The 21,776-nt window shown below is 46.9% G+C and carries 26 protein-coding genes; 20 read left to right on the top strand and 6 right to left on the bottom strand.

Translation table 11 applies throughout. The annotated features are described in order from the left end of the window. Window positions 1-256: 256 nt before the first annotated feature. The 17 genes from BKE30_RS15885 (at window position 257) to BKE30_RS12550 (ending at window position 13,289) form a co-directional block, all read left to right on the top strand. The gene (locus BKE30_RS15885) at window positions 257-574 is read left to right on the top strand and encodes a hypothetical protein (protein ID WP_143253732.1); all 318 of its coding nucleotides are present in this window, start codon (window positions 257-259) and stop codon (window positions 572-574) included. Next, on the top strand, window positions 552-1,541 hold the full coding sequence (locus BKE30_RS12625; protein ID WP_076878940.1) for a DUF262 domain-containing protein: 990 nt from the start codon (window positions 552-554) through the stop codon (window positions 1,539-1,541). The genes BKE30_RS15885 and BKE30_RS12625 overlap by 23 nt, the downstream gene beginning before the upstream one ends. 146 nt (window positions 1,542-1,687) lie before the next feature. Continuing rightward, on the top strand, window positions 1,688-2,251 hold the full coding sequence (locus BKE30_RS12620; protein WP_076878939.1) for a DUF4126 domain-containing protein: 564 nt from the start codon (window positions 1,688-1,690) through the stop codon (window positions 2,249-2,251). 261 nt (window positions 2,252-2,512) lie between these two features. Then, entirely contained in the window at window positions 2,513-2,926 is a 414-nt protein-coding gene (locus BKE30_RS12615) for a hypothetical protein (RefSeq protein ID WP_076878938.1), read from the top strand. Window positions 2,927-3,051: 125 nt separating this feature from the next. Continuing rightward, entirely contained in the window at window positions 3,052-3,441 is a 390-nt protein-coding gene (locus tag BKE30_RS12610) for a VOC family protein (protein ID WP_076878937.1), read from the top strand. A 211-nt stretch (window positions 3,442-3,652) separates the two neighbouring features. Next, window positions 3,653-4,318 carry a pseudouridine synthase gene (locus BKE30_RS12605; RefSeq protein WP_076878936.1) on the top strand — a complete coding sequence of 222 codons (666 nt, stop codon included), beginning with the start codon at window positions 3,653-3,655 and terminating at the stop codon, window positions 4,316-4,318. Window positions 4,319-4,405: 87 nt separating this feature from the next. Next, the gene (locus BKE30_RS12600; protein WP_198938083.1) at window positions 4,406-5,218 is read left to right on the top strand and encodes an RNA pseudouridine synthase; all 813 of its coding nucleotides are present in this window, start codon (window positions 4,406-4,408) and stop codon (window positions 5,216-5,218) included. Window positions 5,219-5,428: 210 nt separating this feature from the next. Next, complete coding sequence (gene pcp, locus BKE30_RS12595) at window positions 5,429-6,046, top strand: pyroglutamyl-peptidase I (protein WP_076878935.1); 618 nt, start codon at window positions 5,429-5,431, stop codon at window positions 6,044-6,046. A 194-nt stretch (window positions 6,047-6,240) separates the two neighbouring features. Next, on the top strand, window positions 6,241-7,080 hold the full coding sequence (locus BKE30_RS12590) for an SDR family oxidoreductase (protein ID WP_083698573.1): 840 nt from the start codon (window positions 6,241-6,243) through the stop codon (window positions 7,078-7,080). A gap of 78 nt (window positions 7,081-7,158) precedes the next feature. Then, window positions 7,159-8,043 carry a bifunctional transcriptional activator/DNA repair enzyme AdaA gene (locus tag BKE30_RS12585; protein ID WP_076878934.1) on the top strand — a complete coding sequence of 295 codons (885 nt, stop codon included), beginning with the start codon at window positions 7,159-7,161 and terminating at the stop codon, window positions 8,041-8,043. A 116-nt stretch (window positions 8,044-8,159) separates the two neighbouring features. Next, window positions 8,160-9,296, top strand: coding sequence for a DUF1176 domain-containing protein (locus tag BKE30_RS12580; protein WP_198938082.1), 1,137 nt, complete (start codon window positions 8,160-8,162; stop codon window positions 9,294-9,296). Window positions 9,297-9,419: 123 nt separating this feature from the next. Next, the gene (gene prpF, locus BKE30_RS12575) at window positions 9,420-10,637 is read left to right on the top strand and encodes a 2-methylaconitate cis-trans isomerase PrpF (protein ID WP_076878933.1); all 1,218 of its coding nucleotides are present in this window, start codon (window positions 9,420-9,422) and stop codon (window positions 10,635-10,637) included. Window positions 10,638-10,726: 89 nt separating this feature from the next. Then, on the top strand, window positions 10,727-11,044 hold the full coding sequence (locus tag BKE30_RS12570; RefSeq protein ID WP_083698571.1) for a hypothetical protein: 318 nt from the start codon (window positions 10,727-10,729) through the stop codon (window positions 11,042-11,044). A gap of 45 nt (window positions 11,045-11,089) precedes the next feature. Next, complete coding sequence (locus BKE30_RS12565) at window positions 11,090-11,581, top strand: hypothetical protein (RefSeq protein WP_076878932.1); 492 nt, start codon at window positions 11,090-11,092, stop codon at window positions 11,579-11,581. 2 nt (window positions 11,582-11,583) lie between these two features. Continuing rightward, on the top strand, window positions 11,584-11,895 hold the full coding sequence (locus tag BKE30_RS12560) for an MGMT family protein (protein ID WP_076878931.1): 312 nt from the start codon (window positions 11,584-11,586) through the stop codon (window positions 11,893-11,895). Between the two features lie 23 nt (window positions 11,896-11,918). Next, on the top strand, window positions 11,919-12,461 hold the full coding sequence (locus BKE30_RS12555; protein ID WP_227518403.1) for a GNAT family N-acetyltransferase: 543 nt from the start codon (window positions 11,919-11,921) through the stop codon (window positions 12,459-12,461). A gap of 240 nt (window positions 12,462-12,701) precedes the next feature. After that, on the top strand, window positions 12,702-13,289 hold the full coding sequence (locus tag BKE30_RS12550) for a MarC family protein (protein WP_076878930.1): 588 nt from the start codon (window positions 12,702-12,704) through the stop codon (window positions 13,287-13,289). Between the two features lie 41 nt (window positions 13,290-13,330). Here BKE30_RS12550 and BKE30_RS16060 read toward each other — a convergent pair whose 3' ends face one another. Together BKE30_RS16060 and BKE30_RS12545 are read right to left on the bottom strand one after the other, a co-directional pair. Next, window positions 13,331-13,486: a hypothetical protein gene (locus BKE30_RS16060; protein WP_158073193.1), complete on the bottom strand. Its 156-nt coding sequence runs from the start codon at window positions 13,484-13,486 to the stop codon at window positions 13,331-13,333. Window positions 13,487-13,688: 202 nt separating this feature from the next. After that, a complete protein-coding gene (locus tag BKE30_RS12545) occupies window positions 13,689-15,341 on the bottom strand; it encodes an acyl-CoA synthetase (RefSeq protein WP_076878929.1) in 1,653 nt (550 codons plus the stop codon). 384 nt (window positions 15,342-15,725) lie between these two features. Between BKE30_RS12545 and thrS the strand changes: the two genes are divergently transcribed. From thrS to BKE30_RS12530, 3 genes are all read left to right on the top strand, one after another. Further along, a complete protein-coding gene (gene thrS / locus BKE30_RS12540) occupies window positions 15,726-17,648 on the top strand; it encodes a threonine--tRNA ligase (RefSeq protein WP_076878928.1) in 1,923 nt (640 codons plus the stop codon). Window positions 17,649-17,653: 5 nt separating this feature from the next. Then, window positions 17,654-18,205 carry a translation initiation factor IF-3 gene (gene infC / locus BKE30_RS12535; RefSeq protein WP_076878927.1) on the top strand — a complete coding sequence of 184 codons (552 nt, stop codon included), beginning with the start codon at window positions 17,654-17,656 and terminating at the stop codon, window positions 18,203-18,205. Window positions 18,206-18,396: 191 nt separating this feature from the next. Next, window positions 18,397-19,053: a hypothetical protein gene (locus BKE30_RS12530; protein WP_143253730.1), complete on the top strand. Its 657-nt coding sequence runs from the start codon at window positions 18,397-18,399 to the stop codon at window positions 19,051-19,053. A gap of 106 nt (window positions 19,054-19,159) precedes the next feature. Here the strand turns inward: BKE30_RS12530 and BKE30_RS12525 are convergent, their stop codons facing one another. The 4 genes from BKE30_RS12525 to minC form a co-directional block, all read right to left on the bottom strand. Further along, window positions 19,160-19,450: a PA4642 family protein gene (locus tag BKE30_RS12525; protein WP_076878925.1), complete on the bottom strand. Its 291-nt coding sequence runs from the start codon at window positions 19,448-19,450 to the stop codon at window positions 19,160-19,162. A 350-nt stretch (window positions 19,451-19,800) separates the two neighbouring features. Continuing rightward, complete coding sequence (gene minE / locus BKE30_RS12520) at window positions 19,801-20,073, bottom strand: cell division topological specificity factor MinE (protein ID WP_026471910.1); 273 nt, start codon at window positions 20,071-20,073, stop codon at window positions 19,801-19,803. 1 nt (window position 20,074) lies between these two features. Then, complete coding sequence (gene minD / locus BKE30_RS12515; RefSeq protein WP_076878924.1) at window positions 20,075-20,887, bottom strand: septum site-determining protein MinD; 813 nt, start codon at window positions 20,885-20,887, stop codon at window positions 20,075-20,077. 78 nt (window positions 20,888-20,965) lie between these two features. Further along, window positions 20,966-21,682 (bottom strand): septum site-determining protein MinC, encoded by a 717-nt coding sequence (gene minC, locus BKE30_RS12510; RefSeq protein WP_076878923.1) that lies wholly within the window; start codon window positions 21,680-21,682, stop codon window positions 20,966-20,968. Window positions 21,683-21,776: the final 94 nt, after the last annotated feature.

The following is a 21,776-nucleotide window of genomic DNA, read 5'->3' as shown; positions in this document are numbered from 1 at the left end:
TGTTCAGGTTGAGCGGCATTGAGTACATCAATCATTTGATGAAAGGTTGATGGTTTAATGCCAATCAATCGTTTAAATTGATGCTCGGGTAATGATTTGATATCGGTATATTTCATGCTGTCATTATAGATGAAAGTCATACAATTCTTAGCTCAAAAGATGGTCAATACAGTGATCATCTTTTGATTTATGCAAGAGATCTATTATATCACCAAAGTTATATGAACGAATTATGAGTTCAATCCATTCTTATTAGATGGAGCTTAGGGAAAATAGAAGAGCTGTTTCAAGTAAAGAAATAACTTCATATCATAAATTTTTAGAGTATGGTGCTATAGGATGGATGAGGCCTGATCTTTTACCCACCTCTTTCCAAATATCTGAATTAAAGCAAACATGGTTTAATTTTTTCAATTCATTATCTCATGATAGAAGTGAGGTTGGTAATTATAAAGTTACGGCAGGAGCATTTAAAAGTTATTCTCATCTTGAGCAATACACTTTAAGTGGTCTGACCTCACTAAGAAATAAACTTCAAATTGGAGTAGTAAATGTCTCTACAGATCAAACCTAGTGTAACTAATCCAACAATAGCAGATGTTTATCAACTTATTGATGAGAATAAGTTGATACTTCGGCCAGATTTTCAGCGTAAATTTGTTTGGACTCATGATCATCAAGAATCTTTTATTGATACTATTTTAAAGGGATTACCTTTTCCTGAAATTTATGTCTGTGAGGGTGAAATTGATATTCAAAAAATGAAAACTACAAGGTTGGTTATAGATGGTCAGCAACGACTTACTACTATAAGAAATTATATTGATGGCAAATTTGATTACCCTTTGTCAAAAATATCTTCTTATTCAGAACTTTCTCTCGTAAAAAAACATGATTTTCTAGGTTATCAGTTGGTAATGCGGGATTTGGGAAAAGTTGATGATGAAACTACAAGAGAAATATTTAGAAGAATTAATCTAACTAAATTTAAACTTGATGATATAGAAATACATAATGCTATATATGATGGTCATTTTATCCAAGCAGCCAAAGATATATTAGAAAATATAAATTTAGAGCAGTATGGGGTGTTGCGTGAATCTGAATTTACAAGAATGGCAGATCTTCATTTTATTCTCTTAGTAATGTCAACTATAGAAAACAGTGGTTATTTTGCTCAAGATAGAGAAGTTGAACCAAAAGTTATTGAATTCAATAGTGATTATCCTAATAAAAGCCATATGATAGCTCTTTTAATAAAAACATTTGCCATTATAAATGATTTAAATTTACCTGTAGATTCAATGTGGTTTAGAAAATCTAATTTCTTTACTCTTATTGTTGAAACTGCTAATCATATTCAAAATATTCCAGAAAATTATAAAGACAAATTGTTAGAGCTAGAGTCGAATGTTATGACAAACAAAATGAATACGGCTTCTGAATTCTATAGATATTATTCCCATATGTATCAGGCAACTCATAGTAGAGCTGCTCGAGTTGGTAGAGCTAAGTTTCTTCAACCATTTTATTCCAAATAAATTTTATTCTACTCAAATTTAAAAAGCCCCTTAATGACCATTTTATCTACACACTACAGCAAGCCCTTCTACATATCATTTATTAAGATGATTACATCGGATCATTATTGATAAAGTGGTAGGCTTAAATCCACACGGAGGCGCTCATGGAAACAGCCTTAAGCTTATGTATCGGTATTGGACTCAGTGCAGCCTGTGGTTTTCGTGTATTTGTGCCTTTATTGGTGATGAGTGTGGCATCTCTTGTAGGTTGGTTTGAACCCATGCAAGGCTTTGAATGGGTAGCTATGCCAGCGGTATGTTTTGGTCTGGCGGTGGCCACACTGTGTGAAATCTCTGCGTATTATATTCCGTGGGTGGATAATGTCTTAGACACGGTATCAACCCCTGCGGCAATGATTGCGGGCACGCTGGCCACTATGGCGGTGAGTAGTGGTGAGATGTCACAGTTTGCCAGTTGGGCGGCTGCCATTATTGTGGGCGGTGGCACAGCAGGTGCAGTACAAATGAGTACTGTGGCCGTGCGTGCGTTATCCACTGCAACCACGGGCGGTATTGGTAATCCGGTGGTGTCTACAGGGGAGTGGATAAGCGCATTGTTATTGTCAATTTTGGCGCTGATTATGCCTGTGCTAGTAGTCATTATTGTCGTGATTATGACATTGTGGGGGTTGCGATGGTTTAAACGTAGAAAAAGCTTGCAAGCTTAATTTTGAATAAAGCCTTTTAATCAATTTCTTATCAAGTTCATTTGAGTTTGCACGACAGAAGCCAGAATAAAGATTTGCTAAATAAATCAAAAATAATTACGCTACTATGAAATTCTATCATTTTGAAATATAGAAATTATTTTAAAAATATAAATACATATTTTGAGATAAATTAACATGCAGCGTTTACTATTAATTTTAGTTATTGGTTTATGTGTTTTCTATATTCAATCCAGAATGGCGTTTTCAGAATCACACGTGATGCGCTGGATTGCGGAATATAACAATAAAGCCATCGCAGGGGATTCCACAGTTTGTGACGATTTTACCGATGATGTTGAAGTCAACATTTTTGCTGAAACCCTGCAAGGTCATTGGGAAGTCGAGGGCGGCAAGGATGAAATCTGTGGCTATTTAAGGCAGGCGTCAGCAGCGTTTATCGTACTTCAAGCGTCCACCAACACCCAGTTTGACAGTTTACAGATTGAGCGCGGCGGTTTTCCGTGGACAACAGCACAGGTGAAATATCACTACAAGGCAAGCATGCAGGCAGACCGGATTCCAACCATGACCGTGGATGGAAATGACACGTTAATACTGTCTAAGGGTGTTTTTTCAGGCCTTAAAATTAAATTGCTTGAATCAAAATCAGCCACAATTATTGGTCATGAATAGATCGCTAATGCGTGTAAAACTGGCATGGAAAAGGTTGCATGACAATGCTATCCGCATGCCTCAAATGCTAGTATGGTTAGCCTACAGTCCAATTGAAATATCCCAAAATTGAGGAAAGGAAAAATATGTTTAATCACATCATGGTCGGGTCTAATGACATTGAACGCTCAAAAGCCTTTTATAATAAAGTGCTGGCTGTTTTAGGGGCGGGTGAGCCATTTGTAAATGTTTCAAATTCTGGCCATACCCGTTTATTTTATAGTCATGATGGCAATACTTTTAGCGTAACCGAACCAATTAACGATGAAGCAGTAACGGTTGCCAATGGGTCAACAGTAGGTTTTAAATGCAATTCACCGGAACAAGTACGTGAATTTCATGATGTTGCGGTTGCCAATGGCGGCACGTCTATTGAAGGTGCGCCAGGCTTACGCGAAACGACTTTGGGTGAGCTGCACTTGTCGTACGTGCGTGATCCAGATGGACACAAACTCTGCGCCATTTATCGCCCTTAACCCATTGTTTTAGCATCACATCGGCTAATCATAAGTAGGTTTTTACAGTCTATCGCACTGTATTTTTAAGGCCGTGCGATAGGTGGCTCTACTGAGCGTACTGTGATCAGCAGCCTATAATGTGTTTAATAATTAAAGGCAATTTATTATGATCCCTTCAAAGTAGCCCTGTATACTATGGCCTATTAAAATCTTATTGTTAGCTGCTTTCGTGCCCCTCAACGACCATTTTATTTATACGCCGCCACAACAATCCTTAAACATCCTTTATGAAGATGACCATCTGATTGTCATTGATAAACCTGCTGGCTTACTGTCTGTACCCGGCCGCTTGCCAGAACATCAGGACAGTGCCTATTTACGGGTTTTAGAAAAATACCCGCAGGCCAAGGTCACCCATCGTCTGGATATGGCAACCTCCGGCATTTTACTGTTTGCCAAGCATCGGGATGCCGAAGTGGCCATGAGTAAACTGTTTCAGGCCAGAGGCGTTAAAAAGAATTATATGGCGCTGGTGCAGGGATGTTTAAGCGGGCAGGGCAGCATTGAAGTGCCGCTCATCACCGACTGGCCCAACCGTCCCAAGCAAAAAGTGGATTTTGACATCGGCAAACCCGCGCAAACGCTATACCAGCAGCTTGACTACAATGCCGAACAGGATATTAGCCGTATTTTGTTAGAACCCATCACAGGCCGCTCGCACCAGCTTCGTGTGCATCTGGCGCATATCGGTCATCCCATTACCGGTGATAAGTTATATCATTTTGATGCCGCAGCAAGCGCATTAAACCGTCTGGCCTTGCATGCCAGCTATCTGGCATTTGAACATCCCTTGCAAGGGCATCATCTGGCACTTGAATCAGATGTGCCGTTTTAGCAGTACCGTTTTAATCGTCCTACCAATTGCCACATGAACCCGTGGTTTTGCGCGTATAATGCAGCACATGATGTAAATGAAGTAATGATGATGACTGCGCCAAAGACTGAACCCGTACGCCTTGCCAAAGCTGTGAGTGAATTACGCGCCTGTTCGCGCCGCGATGCCGAGCATTATATTGCCGGGGGCTGGGTGATGGTTGATGGTGTGGTGGTGGAACAGCCTAACTATATGATCACCAGCCAGCAGGTAACGCTGCATGAGTCAGCCAATTTAAAGCCGCTCGCACCAGTGACCATTCTGTTTAACAAGCCTGCCGGCTATGACTTTGGCTTAACGCAGGACTTAATCGCGCGTGGCTTGAATCATAAAAGCATGCACATTCGACTGAGTCCTGAGCAGCAGGATTTGCTGAAATATGATGCCTTGCAGCTCATTACCCTAGAAACCCAAGCCAAGGATGACCGCTCCAATATTCGACCCTTGCGCTCGCATTTTCAAAAGCTTATTCCGACACTGCCGCTGGAAAGTGCTGCCAGTGGTCTGGTGGTGTATACACAAGACAAATCAATCGCGCGCAAGCTGATTGATGATGCCAGCCGGGTGGAGCAGGAGTTTATTGTCAAGGTGCAGGGCACACTGTCAGACGATGATTTAAAGCGCTTAAATCAGGGTTTTTATGCGCAAGGCAAATTGCTGCCTGCCGCAAAGGTCAGTTGGCAAAATGAAGACCATTTGCGCATTGCCATGAAAAATGTGCAGCTTGACCAGATTGAAACCATGTGTCAGGCGGTGGGCTTGCAAGTGCTGGAGTTGCGACGTTTACGCATTGGGCGTTTGTCAAAGTCCAAACTGGCAATAGGTGAGTGGCGTTATTTAATGCCGTATGAGAAGTTTTAAACCCTGCCTTATTTCTAAATACGCAAAGGGACTTGCGCTGCTGGTGTAAGTCCCTTTCTGTTGCTGGCTGGTTAAGGTCATCTTTGGTGACTGCATGCATGGATAGGTCAGCTTTATATTGAAAATTCAATACAGGCTGATACAGGGAAAGACGCTATTTTATGCTAGGTTGAAAAATCCTTAAGCACGGCGACCAGTTAGTAATGGACTATGAAAAAACTTCTGCTCACTGCGTTTGAGCCATTTGGCGGCAAGGTAATGAATGCCTCGCAGGAAGTGGCTAACAGTCTGGCTGATCTGGCGTTTGCGCAGGTGCAGCTTGAGGTATTGATTTTGCCAGTGTCGCGCTTTGAAGCCGTTGACATCATGCTACAGGCCATGGCAGCACTTAAGCCGGATGTAATACTGATGCTGGGCGAATCAGGTGGGCGTTTTCAGGTTACGCCAGAGCGGGTGGCCATCAATGTCGATGACTTTATTATTCCGGACAATACCGGACATCAGCCCCAGGGCGAACCCATTAACCCGCAGGGGCCAGTGGGCTATTTTTCGGGCTTGCCCATTTACAGGCTGGTGCAACAACTCCGGCAGGCTGGCATTCCGGCCGCGATTTCTGACACTGCCGGCTTGTACCTGTGTAACCGGCTTTTTTATAGGGTAATGGAAGTCATTGCCCACCAGCAGTTGCCTATCAAGGCTGGTTTTATTCATGTGCCGTATTTGCATGAACAGGTGATTGGCCATGGCCTGAATGTGCCCAGCCTGTCACGCGCGACACTGGTGCAGGCCATGCAGATTGTTATTGAGGTGTGTTTGGCTGATCATTAAGGCTAATAAAAACAGCATTCAACAGTATTAGGTAATCCATTTTTTTAAACAGGGTTATTCTAAAAGCGATTTTAATAAGTCCGCAAGATTCGGGTCGGCAGCCAGCCATGGTTTGCCTAGTATGGTGATGGATCAGGCAGCACCTGAGCAAAAAACTGATCCCATTAATGACCTTATTAAAAAAGAGCCTTGCCATGACAACATCAAACCCTGCTTCATCAGATCAGTCTTCGTTAACTAGCGCTTTACCCAATAACCATTTATTCAATAGCCTGTTACTAAAAAATAAGGTGGCCATTATTACAGGTGCCAGCAGCGGGATTGGTTATGCCACGGCCCGGTTATTTGCCCAGCAAGGTGCAGCAGTGGTCGTGGCTGCCCGCCGACAGGCCAAGCTGGATCAACTGGTGGCTGAAATTCGGGCGCAGGGCGGCCAAGCCATTGCGCTGGCTGGTGATGTTGGCCATGAGCCATTTGCCCGGCAACTGGTTGAAGTTGCCATCCGGGAGTTTGGGCGGCTGGACATTGCCTTTAACAATGCTGCGACACTGGGTGCAATGGGGCCAGTGCCGGATATGTCACTACAGCAATGGAATGAGGTCATGCAAACCAATTTAGCCAGTGCTTTTCTGGCGGCAAAATACCAGTTGCCTGCCATGTTAACATCGGGTGGTGGTTCGCTGATTTTTACCTCAACCTTTGTTGGTTACACGGCAGGAATGCCGGGCATAGCTGCCTATGCTGCCAGCAAGGCTGGTTTGATTGGCCTGACCAAAGTACTGGCCACTGAATACGGCGCACAGAAAATCCGGGTGAATGCGCTGTTGCCGGGTGGCACCGATACACCAACGGGTCGTGAGTTTGCCAGTACGCCTGATGCCCTTGAGTTTGTAGCCAGCCTGCATGCCTTAAAACGTATGGCAAACCCGGCAGAAATTGCCCAGTCAGCGTTATATTTAGCCTCTGATCTATCCAGCTTTACCACGGGTACGGCACTGCTGGTAGATGGCGGCATTTCGATTAATCATGTTTAGCTGTAGTTTTTTACATGGTTTTTTACATAGTTTTTTACGCTGCTAACGCTTAGATCATCCAATTGAGAGTAAGCCCATATGCCAGATTATGCCTGTATTGATTATGAGCGCATTGAAAAAGCCATTGCCTATCTGGTAGAGCATGTGGGCGAGCAGCCCAGTCTGGATGACATGGCCGCGCAGGTGCATTTAAGCCCGTTTCACTTTCAGCGCCTGTTTTGTCAATGGGCCGGCACCACACCCAAGCGCTTTTTGCAGGTGTTAACTCTTGAGCGTGGCAAGCAGCTGTTGCAGCAGTCGCGCTCATTGCTGGAGGTGTCACATGATATTGGCCTAAGTGGCAGCTCTCGCCTGCATGATCATTTTGTACAGCTTGAAGCCGTTACACCGGGTGAGTTTAAGCAAAAGGGCCGGGATTTGCAGATTGATTATGGCGTGCATGCTACGCCGTTTGGGCCATTATTTGTGGCCATGACTTCACGGGGTATTTGCCGCGCCAGCTTTATTGATTTTAGTTCACTGGCGCATGAACTGGCTGCGCTGCAACAGGCATGGCCATTGAGTACCTTGCAGCACAATGAAGGCCTAACAGCCCCTGTGGTTAGCCGCATGTTTCATACCCAGCACAATAACCTGCACGCCTCAAGCCAGCACAAGCCATTTTCCCTGCATGTGTCGGGCACCAATTTTCAGGTGGCGGTATGGCGCGCCTTGTTGAAAATTCCAGCCGGTAGTCTGGTCAGTTATTCCGAACTGGCCAATACGCTGGGCTATCCCAAATCGTCGCGCGCTGTGGCAAATGCCATTGGTGCCAATCCGGTGGCATGGATGATTCCCTGCCATCGGGTCATTCGGGAAAGCGGCGCACTGGGTGGCTATCGCTGGGGTGTGCCGAAAAAACAGCTGATTCAAACCTGGGAACGGCTGCAAATTGCGCCTATGCATGACGTGGCTGGCTCCTGAGCCAAGAGTAAAAACTCGGGTTTTAATTTTTAAATCAACACAAAAATACCAACCCAAAAGCCCATTGCTTGTATGCTAATGCCATAGAAAACCAGCGAAAAACCGGTGAGCACCCCATGCAATCGTGCAAAAAAACAAGTCAGGCCATGCATAGAAAAACAGCCATTAAACACGCAGTTTGTGCTGTATTACTGCTGCCAGGCATGGCGTATGCAGCAACTGGCACCAACATAAATAGCGGGAAAGGCATTCATTTTTCTCATCAGGACTGGGAAGTGGCCTGCGACAATACACGCACCTGCCGTGCGGCGGGCTATCAGGCCGATGATAGTGACAGTTTTCCGGTATCAGTCTTATTCACCCGTAAAGCCGGGGCAGGCCAAAATGTTGATGGACAGCTTAAGCTCGGCAGCACGGATTATGTGGACGGCCAGCCGACGCCTCAATCGGTTCACTTGTTTATCAATAGCACCAGCTATGGCACGGTTGGATTAGACAGTGGATTGTCTGGCACTTTATCTGCGCTGCAAATTCAGGCATTGATTGCCGCACTGGCAGGCCATAGCGTAATTCAGTTTAAGTCAGGGCAGGACACATGGAACCTGTCCGGGCAAGGCGCAGCAGCAGTATTCCTGAAAATGGATGACGTGCAGGGAAGGATTGACACCACCAGCGCATTGTTGCGAAAAGGCAAAAAACCGGAAGCCAGCGTATTGCCTGCGCTTCCCATGACGGTGGTGAACTGGGTAAAACCTGTTGAAAGTTCTGCTTTAAAGCGACTGACAAAATCTGTTGACCTGATTCAGCTTAAACAGGAAATTCTGGCTCAAACCCCAAAAACGGATGACCATTATTGTCCAGTGATATGGGGCGAGGACGTTTACACCACAGCAAATAACGAACCTGCATTGGACATTCAGCCACTAAGCAGCCATAAACTACTGGCCAGTAATTTATGCTGGCGTGGGGCCTACAATGAAGGCTATGGCTACTGGGTGATCAATACACAAAAGCCATATCAGCCCAAACTGGTGACATCCGGTGCCTCTGATTATGCCGATGGGGTGATTAGCGGTGCACAAAAAGGCCGTGGCTTGGGTGACTGCTGGTCACATGAGGAGTGGGTGTGGAACGGCCAGCAGTTTATTCAAACCGATGAATCCACCACGGGAATGTGCCGTCTGGTTGAGCTGGGCGGCGCATGGGATTTGCCAACACGGGTGGCGATTGTAAAAAAACAGGTTAAAAAATAATAGATGTGAAGGCATGATTTAAACACTGGTACCTCATGCTAAATACATGGGAGAAAATGCCTATAACCCCTCATGCAATGCCGTTATAATATGGCCAAATTTTAACAATGCACCGGAACCGAAATGACTGCCGCCCAAAGCAATGCTCCACAAGTTAAGATCCTGGCCACCTATATGCGTGGTGGCACCAGTAAAGGGGTGTTTTTTCGCTTAACAGACCTGCCAGAAGCGGCGCAAGTGCCCGGTACTGCGCGTGACCAGTTGTTTATGCGTGTAATTGGCAGCCCTGATGCCTATGGCGCGCACATTGACGGCATGGGCGGTGCCACCTCCAGCACCAGCAAGTGCGTGATCTTGTCCAAAAGCAGCCAGCCAGAGCATGACGTCGATTACCTGTATGGTCAGGTATCCATCGACAAGGCTTTTGTGGACTGGAGCGGCAATTGCGGTAATTTATCCACGGGTGCAGGTGCATTTGCCCTGCATGCTGGTCTGGTAGATCCCAGCCGGATTCCACAAAACGGCATGTGTGAAGTGCGCATCTGGCAGGCCAATATTGGCAAAACCATTATTGCGCATGTCCCCGTAACCAATGGCGAAGTACAGGAAACTGGTGATTTTGAACTGGATGGCGTGACCTTTCCAGCCGCAGAAATTGTGCTGGAATTTATGAATCCATCTGATGACGGAGAGGGTTCCATGTTCCCCACAGGCAATCTGGTGGATGAGCTTGAAGTTGAAGGCGTGGAGGGAATAGGTACGCTTAAAGCCACCATGATTACTGCGGGTATTCCTACTGTGTTTGTGAATGCCGAAGACATTGGCTATACCGGCACAGAACTGCGTGAAGCCATTAATAGCGACCCTGCGGCGCTGGCAAAATTTGAGGCCATCCGTATTGCCGGGGCACTGCGTATGGGCCTGATTAAAGACCCTGCCGAGGCGGCCACCCGTCAGCACACCCCAAAAATTGCCTTTGTGGCCAAGCCTAGGGATTATGTAGCCTCTAGTGGTAAAACCATTAAAGCCGATGAGGTTGACCTGCTGGTGCGTGCACTGTCCATGGGCAAGCTGCACCATGCCATGATGGGCACGGCAGCAGTGGCGATTGGTACGGCAGCGGCTATTCCGGGCACACTGGTCAATCTGGCGGCAGGCGGTGCCAGTGATTCTGGTGAGGGTCGACAAGCAGTACGATTTGGCCATCCTTCCGGCACCTTGCGGGTGGGCGCAGAGGCCAGGCAGGTCAACGGCGAGTGGACGGTGACTAAAGCCATTATGAGCCGTAGCGCCCGCATTTTAATGGAAGGCTGGGTACGTGTGCCGGATGATTCCTTTTAACGTATTGCCTAAAAAATTATGAACATCAGCGTATTGGCAGCAGTGCGCTGGTGAATAAGCCATAAATTAAAACAACGTGAATTAAAACAATGACTCCGAAAATTTTATTGTCTGTCAGCTTGCTGTTAATCACGATGGTCATCCCAGCCTTTGCCAGTCCGGTTATTGCAACAAGCAAAAATGCATTGCCTAAAGAAGCTCAGCAATTTCTTCAGCGCTATGAAATGTGCAGGCATTTTGCTGGTGAGTTCAATGGGGATCGTTCCGAACGTGATGCCGAACTTAACCGTGAAATGAAAAAATTACGCTGCGGCAGCATGGATCAGGATGAAAAAGTATTTCGTAAAAAATATGTGCATAACAAAAAAGTCATGGCAGCCCTGATTCAGCTTGATGCACCTTATTAATCAGATCAATTAATCATCATTCTGAACATGGAGTCATCACCTAAAATGCCATTTACTCCCATTCATCTAGGTGCAGGACTGGCGGTCAAAGCCATGGGCCAAAGGCATTTTAGTTTAATGATTTTTGCCGGTTCACAGATACTTATGGATATTGAGCCCTTGCTGGGCATCATTTATGGCTGGCCAGTGCTCCATGGTGTAAGCCATACTTTGGGTGGCGCGCTGGTTATTGGTACGATGGCAGCATTTATTGGCAAGCCTGTCAGCCAGTGGGTTTTGCGCTATTTCAGGTATAATAAATGGTCAATAACTTGGCGAGTGGGGTTGATAAGTGCGTATATTGGCACCTTTTCCCATATTGCCCTTGATGCTGTTATGCACAGTGACATGAATCCGCTACGGCCTTTGGTATATGGTAATCCATGGCTGGGAGTACTGACCATTGCACAGTTGCATTTACTTTGTCTGGTGCTGGCTATTATTGGCCTGACAATTATGGCAATTCAACACAGGTGGCGAACGCCAGCAGCCCAATAAGCATGCAAACCAGTCTCCATCAGGATATTTTTCAGGTCGTTGCCTTGATTCCCTATGGCAAGGTGGCCACTTACGGGCAAATTGCTGCATTGGCTGGTTTTCCACGCCATGCCCGGCTGGTGGGCTATGCCTTAAACCGGCTGGATGCAGACAGCGATCTGCCATGGCATCGGGTGATTAATTCACAAGGAAAACTCAGCCTGCAAATACTGGATGAACAGGCAGACAATATCCAGAAAATAAAACTGGAGCAGGAAGGAGTTGTATTTATTGGCGAGTGGGTTAATCTTAAAGTTTATCAGTGGCAGCCCTAAACCAGTTCATGTCTAAATATAAGATGTCTGTTTCTAATAATATTTCTAAAAGTTCACCTATCCAGTTAATTCGCTGCCAGTTTGAGCAGCATGGCCCGCAAATTCTGGCTATTTTTAACCATGCCATTTTGCATACCCTGTCGCTGTATGAATATCAGCCGCGTACCCTGCATGACATCAAGCTATGGTTTGATTTCAAGGTCAAAGCCGGTTTTCCGGTGCTGGGACTGGTCGATGACACTTACCAGTTGCTGGGCTTTGCATCGTATGGATCGTTTCGGCCACAGGCAGCTTTTGTGCATACAGTCGAGCATTCCATTTACCTCCATCCAGACCAGCAGGGCAAGGGACTGGGCAACATCCTGCTACAGGCTATTATTGAGGAAGCCAGCCGTCATCCGTGTCATAGCATGGTGGCGGGTATTGATAGCAGCAATGCCGCCAGTATTGCATTACACCAGAAGTTTGGCTTCCAGTACACTGGTACCATTCATCAGGCTGCTTATAAGTTTGAGCGCTGGCTGGATCTGGAGTTTTACCAGTTGATGCTACCGGTTCCAGATTAGAACAATCATTGCCTTAAAACTCTAAAACAACATTACAACAGCACAAATGGGCGCTGGCTATGACTTGGCTGGTTTGCAAGTTTGATACACATTGGGCCTAGTGATTCATGTGGGTGCGTCCTATTGTCAGTAGGCTGGTTTTGTCTAATAGGCAATTGAGGCAGGCTCAAATGAGTCTGGGCACTGCACAAAGCTTTCCTGCCAATATAGTAAGCACTGAACAAAAAATGGAATAAACCCATGACAATGATCTCTGCTGCGGTCTTATTATTTCTGGTGATGGACCCGCTGGGTAACGTCCCCATGTTTATTTCGGCCTTAAAAAACGTCGCCGCCGAACGCCAGAATACCGTAATTGTGCGCGAGCTGCTCATTGCGCTGCTGCTACTGGTGATTTTCCTGTTTGCGGGCCAGCACCTGCTAAGCTGGTTTCATATTACTGACCCGGCTTTAACGGTATCTGGTGGCGTTATCCTGTTTTTAATTGCCATTCGCATGGTGTTTCCGTCGCATGAAAAACCCTTGCAGGAAGGCATCGACGGCGAACCGTTTATTGTACCGCTGGCAATTCCTTATGTGGTTGGGCCTTCTGCCATTGCCACTGTCATGCTGATGATGACCCGCAGTCCGGAACGCTGGCCAGAGTGGCTGATGGCGGTGTTTCTGGCATGGCTGGCCTCAAGCCTGATCCTGTTTTTTGCCACCAAGCTCAAGCGCTACTTAAGCCAGCGCGTGTTGATTGCCATTGAACGCCTAATGGGGATGCTACTCATCACCCTGGCGGTGCAAATGCTGATGACCGGGATTCACCAGTTTATGCAGGCTTAATATCAACCCAGTGCAACTACTGGTGAAATATGCAATTAGCTTTAATGCCATTGCTGGTCAAGGCGATGTAGTGCCAGCACAATAGTCTGAATTTCGGTGGCCTTGTCCTGATCTTCCAGTGATAAAACAAGTCTGGCTGGCAATTGCATCTGTTGTAAATATTGGGTAATTTCGGTTTTTAAACGCAAGTCTTTCATGGCATACCGCTGGCTGTTATCTACATGACCCTTAGCATAGGTAAAATCTAGTAATTTATAAAACCGTCTATTTTTATAAAATTAATCGTTTTTATAAATCACGATCTTTAAATCAAACGCTGCTTAAAGGTCATTTCCCTTCCATGTTCAAAATAATACAGGGCTAGACGTTAGAATTAGCCCTGCATCAAAGCTGCTGTATTTAAGCCGAAGTGTTGCCCTGTTTCAGCCAGTCACGCAGCACAAATTTTTGCAGCTTACCGGTCGACGTTTTGGGAATTTCAGTAATAATAATTTCCTTGGGTACCTTAAACCTGGCCAAATGCTGCTTGCAATGCGCCAGAATGTCAGCGGTGCTGGTGTGTTCATGATCTTTTTTTAGCTCCACAAAGGCACATGGGACTTCCTGCCATTTGTCATCCGGCTTGGCCACCACGGCAGCCGTTAAAATGGCCGGATGCCGGTACAGTACTTCTTCTACTTCCAGTGATGAAATATTTTCTCCACCGGAAATAATCACATCCTTGGAGCGGTCGGTAATCTTGACGTAGCCATCGCTGTGACAAACCGCCAGATCACCGGTATGAAACCAACCTCCTGCAAAAGCCTCAGCCGTGGCCTGCGGATTTTTTAGATAGCCTTTCATTACAATATTGCCGCGAAACATGATTTCGCCCAGCGTCTGGCCGTCATTGGCAACAGGTTGCATGGTTTCTGGGTCCAGCACCCGCATGGCATCCTGCAAGTGATAGGGCACACCCTGTCGGCTATTGCGCTCGGCTTGGCCCGCAATATCCAGTGCTTCCCAGTCATCCTGCTTGGCACACAGTGCTGCCGGGCCATAGGTTTCGGTCAACCCATAGGTGTGAGTGATATGAAAACCCATGCGCGCCATGCCTTCAATAATGGCGGCTGGTGGTGCAGCACCAGCCACCATGGCTTCTACCCGATGATTTACCGGCGCACGCTCATGTTGCGGCGTATTAATCAGCATGCTATGTACAATGGGTGCCCCACAGAAATACCCCACCTTGTGCCGGGCAATCAGCTCAAAAATCTTCACCGGCTCAACCTTGCGCAGGCACACACTGGTTCCGGCATTGGCCGCCATACTCCACGGAAAGCACCAGCCGTTACAATGAAATAGCGGCAGTGTCCATAAGTAGGTGGAATGCGGTGGCATGCCCCACGCCATCAGGTTGCTGGCCGCATTCAGGTAAGCGCCGCGGTGATGATACACCACACCCTTTGGGTTGCCTGTAGTGCCTGAGGTATAGTTCAGGCTAATGGCATTCCATTCATCATCGGGCAGTTGCCAAGCAAATTCAGCATTGCCCTGTGCAATCCAGCGTTCATATTCAAGCTGGCCAAGGCGTTCATCTGCGCCTTGCCATTCGCTGTCGGCCACATCAATTACCACGATGTCCTGCGCAAGGCTGTCCTGTTCAAGCCCAGCCAGTGCCTCACGGGCAACCGGTGCAAATTCCGGGTCAACCAGCAATACCTTGCTTTCGGCATGTTGCAGGATAAAGGCAATGGTTTTGGCGTCCAGCCGGGTGTTGATGGTATTCAGCACGGCACCAGTCATGGGTACAGCAAAGTGCGCTTCAAGCATGGCCGGAATATTGGGCAGCAGGGTGGATACCGTATCATTTTTGCCAATGCCCAGTTTAACCAGCTGATCGGCAAACTGGCGACAACGCGCATAAGTTTGCTGCCAGCTGAGGCAACGCTCACCATAAATAATCGCAGTACGATCAGGATAAATCATTGCAGTGCGCGCCAGATAGCTTAAAGGCGACAGCGCCACAAAATTGGCAGCAGTACGGGGCAGTTCATTATAGGCATGCGGCATTTTTATTCTCGTCAGTTCAATTTAGTTCAAGTTAGGGTGGGCAAGTCCGGCTTTGCATTGCTGGTGCTGGTGTGTATGGTGGTTTTCCAGATTTGCACTTCCATGCGTTCACTACTGCCTGCATTTTACGCAATATAAGAGGGATACTCTGCTTAAAAACCGAAAAAATGTCTGTAGGGCATAGGTTGGCTAGCCATTGCCGTCAATAGTTGTTAAAGTGTGCGTTTTTTATGGCAAATCCAGTTGTTGAAGCCAATTTAACCTTGCCCGATAGTAGTCTATCCGGCAATTAAGCGTCAATTTGGTTCATTGATTTGCCATCACATTTATCATCTCGCGGTGATATGCCCTTTGGTAGAGGGCATCACTCCTTAAGGATACATTATGCCTGTTATTACACTGCCCAATGGCGACCAGAAACAGTTTGACCATCCGGTTTCGGTGATGGACGTTGCCTTAAGCATTGGCCCCGGCCTTGCCAAAAACACGATAGCCGGCAAGGTAAATGGCCAGTTGCGTGACGCGTCCGACCTCATCACTGACGACGCTACAGTGCAGATTATTACGCCCAAAGATGACGAAGGCGTGGAAATTATTCGCCATTCCTGTGCACACCTGATTGGCCATGCAGTCAAGCAATTGTTTCCCGATGTGCAAATGGTGATTGGGCCGGTAATTGAAGAAGGCTTTTATTACGACATTTTTAGTCCGCGTCCCTTTACGCCGGATGATATGGCGGCCATTGAAAACCGCATGAAAGACCTCATTAATGAGGAATATGATGTTATTAAAAAAATGACCCCGCGTGATGAGGTCATCCAGACCTTTACCGCGCGTGGTGAATCCTACAAGCTGCGTCTGGTTGACGATATGCCGGATGAAACTGCCATGGGGCTGTATCATCATCAGGAATATGTCGACATGTGCCGTGGCCCGCATGTGCCCAACACCCGATTCTTAAAAGCCTTTAAGCTGACCAAACTGTCGGGTGCTTACTGGCGCGGCGATGCCAAAAATGAGCAATTGCAGCGGATTTATGGCACTGCCTGGGCAGACAAAAAACAGCTGGCTGCTTATATACAGCGCATTGAAGAAGCTGAAAAGCGCGATCACCGCAAAATTGGCAAGGCACTGGATCTGTTCCACTTGCAGGAAGAAGCACCGGGCATGGTGTTCTGGCATCCCAATGGCTGGACCATTTATCAGGTTCTGGAACAGTACATGCGCAAGATTCAGCGCGACAATGGTTATCAGGAAATCCGCACGCCACAGGTGGTTGACCTTATCCTGTGGGAAAAGTCCGGACATGCGGCCAACTATGCCGAAAACATGTTCATTACCAATTCTGAAAGCCGTACCTATGCAGTAAAGCCGATGAATTGCCCCTGCCATGTGCAGGTGTTTAATCAGGGCTTAAAATCCTACCGTGACCTGCCGCTGCGTCTGGCCGAGTTTGGTTCATGTCACCGTAATGAGCCATCCGGTTCACTGCATGGCATTATGCGGGTGCGTGGTTTTACGCAGGATGATGCGCATATTTTCTGTACCACAGCGCAAATTGCTGATGAAGTGGCCGCATTTATCAAGCTCACGCTCGACGTGTACAAAGACTTTGGTTTTGAAGATGTACAAATGAAACTGTCAACCCGTCCTGAAAAGCGGGTCGGTAGTGAAGAGATGTGGGACACTGCCGAAAAAGCACTGGCTGATGCACTGGACGCGGCTGGCTTGCCGTGGGAGCTGCAACCGGGTGAAGGCGCATTTTATGGCCCGAAAATTGAATTTAGCCTAAAAGACTGTCTGGGCCGGGTCTGGCAATGCGGTACAATCCAGTGCGATCCAAACATGCCGGAACGTCTGGACGCCAATTTTGTGACTGAAGACAATAACCGTGACCATCCTGTCATGTTGCACCGTGCAATACTTGGCAGTTTCGAGCGTTTTATTGGTATACTTATTGAACACTACGCCGGTTACATGCCGCCGTGGCTTGCGCCGGTTCAGGCGTGCGTCATGAATATTACCGATGCACAAAGCGATGCGTGCAAAAATGTTACTCAACTGTTAAATCAGCGTGGTTTACGCGTAATCAGTGACTTGAGAAACGAGAAAATCGGATTTAAGATTCGTGAACGTACCCTTGAGCGCATTCCTTACCTACTGGTCCTGGGTGACCGTGAGGTGGAAGAAGGCACAGTTAACGTGCGTACACGTACTGGGAAGAATTTGGGAACCATGTCCATTGATGCATTCATTGAACTGGTTCAATCCGCCGTTGCCGAACGTGGCCGGTATATTTTGGAGTAATAGCGATTAAACAGCCTGACCGTAACCCGCAACAGGTTGCCAAGAGCAACCGCCCTGCCATCAATGATGAAATCCGTGCCAAAGAAGTACGTTTGGTTGATGAGGCAGGCGAGCAAAAAGGGATTGTGCCATTAACTGAAGCACTGCGCGCTGCTGAAGCCGTTGAACTTGACCTGGTCGAGATCGTGGCCAACGCCGAGCCACCGGTGTGCAAGATCATGGACTACAACAAGCATTTGTTTGACCTGAAACAAAAGCAGAAAGATGCCAAGAAAAAACAGCATCAGGTTCAGGTAAAGGAAATCAAACTGCGTCCGGGTACGGATGTGGGCGATTACCAGATTAAGCTACGTGCGATCATTCGCTTTCTGGAAGACGGGGATAAGGTTAAAGTTACCCTGCGCTTCCGTGGTCGTGAAATGGCGCATCAGGAACTGGGCTTAAAGCAGCTGCAAAAAATCGAGGCCGATGTAACCGATTTTGGTACGGTAGAGCAATCGCCCAAAATGGAAGGCCGTCAAATGGGTATGCTCATTGGACCCAAAAAGAAAAAATAAGCTGGTTTAGCTGTTTTTTCTAAAATAAAAAAAGCAATGCTGCGCAGGTGGTATTGCTTTTTTTATGTCGGCTATTTGGCTAAAGGTGTTTTGTGGGGGCTTTTTTTGTCATAGTGCTTTTTTTATACCGGTAAAAAATGCTACAGTCCCTGCACAAACAAGAATATGGATATACCGTGGAGATGGATACGATGCGTGGTTTCACAACAATTAAATTGCTATCTGTAGCATTTGCCTCGCTGGTGAGTACGCAAAGCTTTGCACTGGGCTTGGGTGGCCAATTATTATATTCCAATCCCGAAGTCAGGGACTATGATGACCTGAATTTTGATCTGGCCGGGGTTTCCGGCACTTTGCAGCTTGGTGAATTTGACAGTCTGCTGGCGCCTGCCGTGCATGCCCAGTTTGCCACTGGCGATGGAGATACGCCCAATGGCAAAACAGATATCAATTATTTTGAAGTGACAGGCACAGGTGGTGTACTGCTGTATGACCACAACAATGTCGTCGTCCGTGGCGTAGCAGGCATTGGCATTGGCATTGCTGATATTGATGTCAAGGCCACCACCATCACGAACAATACCGATGCTTCCTTTGTGGTGTTTCCGGTATCGGTTGAAGCCAGCTATTTAGTGCCCAATACCAATTTAAGCTTCTTTGCCAATGCAGGTTATAAGCTGTATCTGGATGTGGCGGATGAGCGTATTCGCTGTGCTGATGGCACGGTTTCTTCTGACACTGGCTACACGGTGTGTGATGGCAAAGGCGGCTTTGCAGCAGATTCTGAGTTTCCAGTTGGTAAAATGCAAGGCGTACAGCTTGGATTCGGGGTAAAGCTGTTTTACTAATAATCAATCCGCATAAATAAAAAAAGCGATGCTTAGAGACATCGCTTTTTTATTGGCTTTTTGCCGGGCGACAAGCTGGTAAATCAGGCCAGATTGTCAGGCAAACTTATGCGGCAAAGCGCGATAATACATCCAGAAATGGCTGGGACTGACTGGGATACTGTGCAATCACTTCATGGATAGTTTGGCCTTGTGGATTGGTCGCATTGATATTGCGGCCATCAGCCACGAACCTGGTCAGCAGGCGCTCAAAATCATAAGGACGCATGTGCTTAAAAGCCGTGTAGAGCACTGAGAAATCAGCGTCTGTACCATGTGGCGGTAGATGATTTAAATAAGCAAAGACACGGGAATCAGGCCATTCTTCATTAAATGTCGCAGGTTGTGAAACGGCCATGTGGCTCTCCTGTGGGATGAATCAAAAGCAGCCAGCCGATAAAGGCAAAGATGCTTGAAAAATAAAATGTAAAAAACGTTAGAGAGGTAGACACAGTAGTCTTGCGAAACAATGTTTCTCATGCCAACTCGAAGCACTGACGAAAAAAGTTTCTCGCCTTGCAATGAAAAAGCAGTGATTTGCTGATCTAGTCCACTTGAAGCATAGCTTCTCGTGTTGCAGTGGGGAAAAGCAGTGCTTTTCTTGTTCCACCTCATAATTTTGCCTGAGTTTGCCAGCCGGGTAAAATGAGAAAAACTGAAAACCTTCATCATTTTTCCCGTACTGGCTTAACTGCCTGATATGACGGTTTAGCGTTCTTCCGGCAGGTTAATGTTCATTTCCAGCATTTCAATGTCTGCCTCAGAGCGCACACTCATTTGCACGTCCTGTTCATCCACACCCCGGACATAACGATTGACCACTTCCATGATTTCAATTTTCATGCGGTCAATCTTGTCCTGACTCAAACGACGGCCCAGCCGATTTTCACTGGCCACAATAACTTTCAAGCGATCCTTCGCAGCCTTGGCACTGGTCGGTTTTTCATCGTTCTTAAATAAATTACTCCAGAAACCAGCCATGTTATCCTCCAAATAGTCGAGCTAACCAACCTTGTTTTTGTGGTTGAATGTGACGGTAAGGACGCTCTTCTCCCAGAAAACGTGCGACCAGATCATCATAAGCCTCACTGGCCTTGGAAATCTGTTCACGAATTACCGGAACGCCCTGGTTAGACGCGTTCAATACCGATGGGCATTCTGGAATGACACCCAGGGTAGGAATTTTTAAAATATCATCAGCGATATCTTCAATGCTCAGCATTTCTTCACGCTGGGCACGGTTTGGATCAAAACGGGTAATCACCAGATGTTTGCGAATACGCCCTTCATTTTGCTCAACTTTTTTGGTTTTGCTGTCCAGCATGCCAATAATGCGGTCTGAGTCACGAACCGAGGAAATTTCCGGGTTGGTCACAATCAGTGCTTCATCAGCGTGATACATCGCCAAAATGGCACCGCGCTCAATTCCCGCTGGCGAATCACAGATAATGTAATCAAATTCCTGTGACAGTTCGTCAATAACGCGGCCAACACCTTCATCACTCAAGGCATCCTTGTCGCGGGTTTGTGAGGCGGGCAGGATGTACAGGTTGTCAATATCACGATCCTTGATCAGGGCCTGTTGCAGACGCGCTTCATTGTTGATGACATTAACCAGATCATAAACCACACGGCGTTCACAGCCCATGATCAGGTCAAGGTTACGCAGGCCCACGTCAAAATCAATGACGACAGTCTTGTGGCCACGCTGAGCCAGTCCTGTTGCAAAAGATGCACTTGTCGTGGTCTTGCCAACGCCACCTTTGCCTGATGTTACGACAACAATTTTGGCCACCGAATAAACTCCTGTGTGAAATTACAGCGGACTAGATATCTGTTATATCTATTGATCTGTATATAATTTATGCATACCTTAATGGGGTAGCAGATGGAATTCAAGTTCCTGATCGGAATTCAGGCAAATATGCACTGATTTGCCAATCCTGTCAGCGGGTATATCATCCGCCACACAGTAGGTTCCTGCAATGGAAACCAGTTCTGCTTCCAGACGCTGGCAAAAAATCCGGGACTGCTGCTGGCCGCTGGCACCAGCAATAATGCGGCCCCGTGCTGTCCCGTAAATATGAATGCTGCCCGAGGCAATAACTTCCGAGCCGCTGTTCATGTCTGCAATTAAAATAATGTCGCCGTCATCCTGATTCAGGCTCTGACCGGTACGCAGTACTTCCTTATGGATAATATTGCGAGCTGCCGGACGCGGGCTGGCAACTGCAGCCACCGGTGCTGGCACAGGTTCGGCTCTAGGTATGGCCACCGCTGTTTCTTCGGTGGGCTTGATTCGCTGCATAGGCTGGTCACGGTTAAGCACCGGAAACTGGATAATGCGTGCCTGATCACCCAGTACGCCATCAATCACGGCCATGGGTTGCAGGCCAAAATCAACCAGCAACTGGATCAGGGCAATCAGGCTATTCTCAACTGTACTGTCCAGAATCACCAGTGTCCCGTTGTGTTCCCCCCGGCTTCCCAGATGTTTTTCCAGTTCCTTTTTTATTTTGTCATGATCACTGGTCTGAAAAACTAAACGCGAAAAATTGACCATCCGGCCATTAATGCGAATATCGCTCATATTTTGTCCTTAGGGGCTATATTGCCTGAGCACAGGCTTTTAGCACATCAACTACCATCAAATTGATTTGAATCGTAGTCCAAATTAATCTTTT

Source organism: Alkanindiges hydrocarboniclasticus (assembly GCF_001982605.1).
GTDB classification, from domain to species: Bacteria; Pseudomonadota; Gammaproteobacteria; order Pseudomonadales; family Moraxellaceae; genus Alkanindiges; species Alkanindiges hydrocarboniclasticus.
Note: the sequence above shows the minus strand (reverse complement) of the source record. Positions and strands in the feature narration are given on the sequence as shown.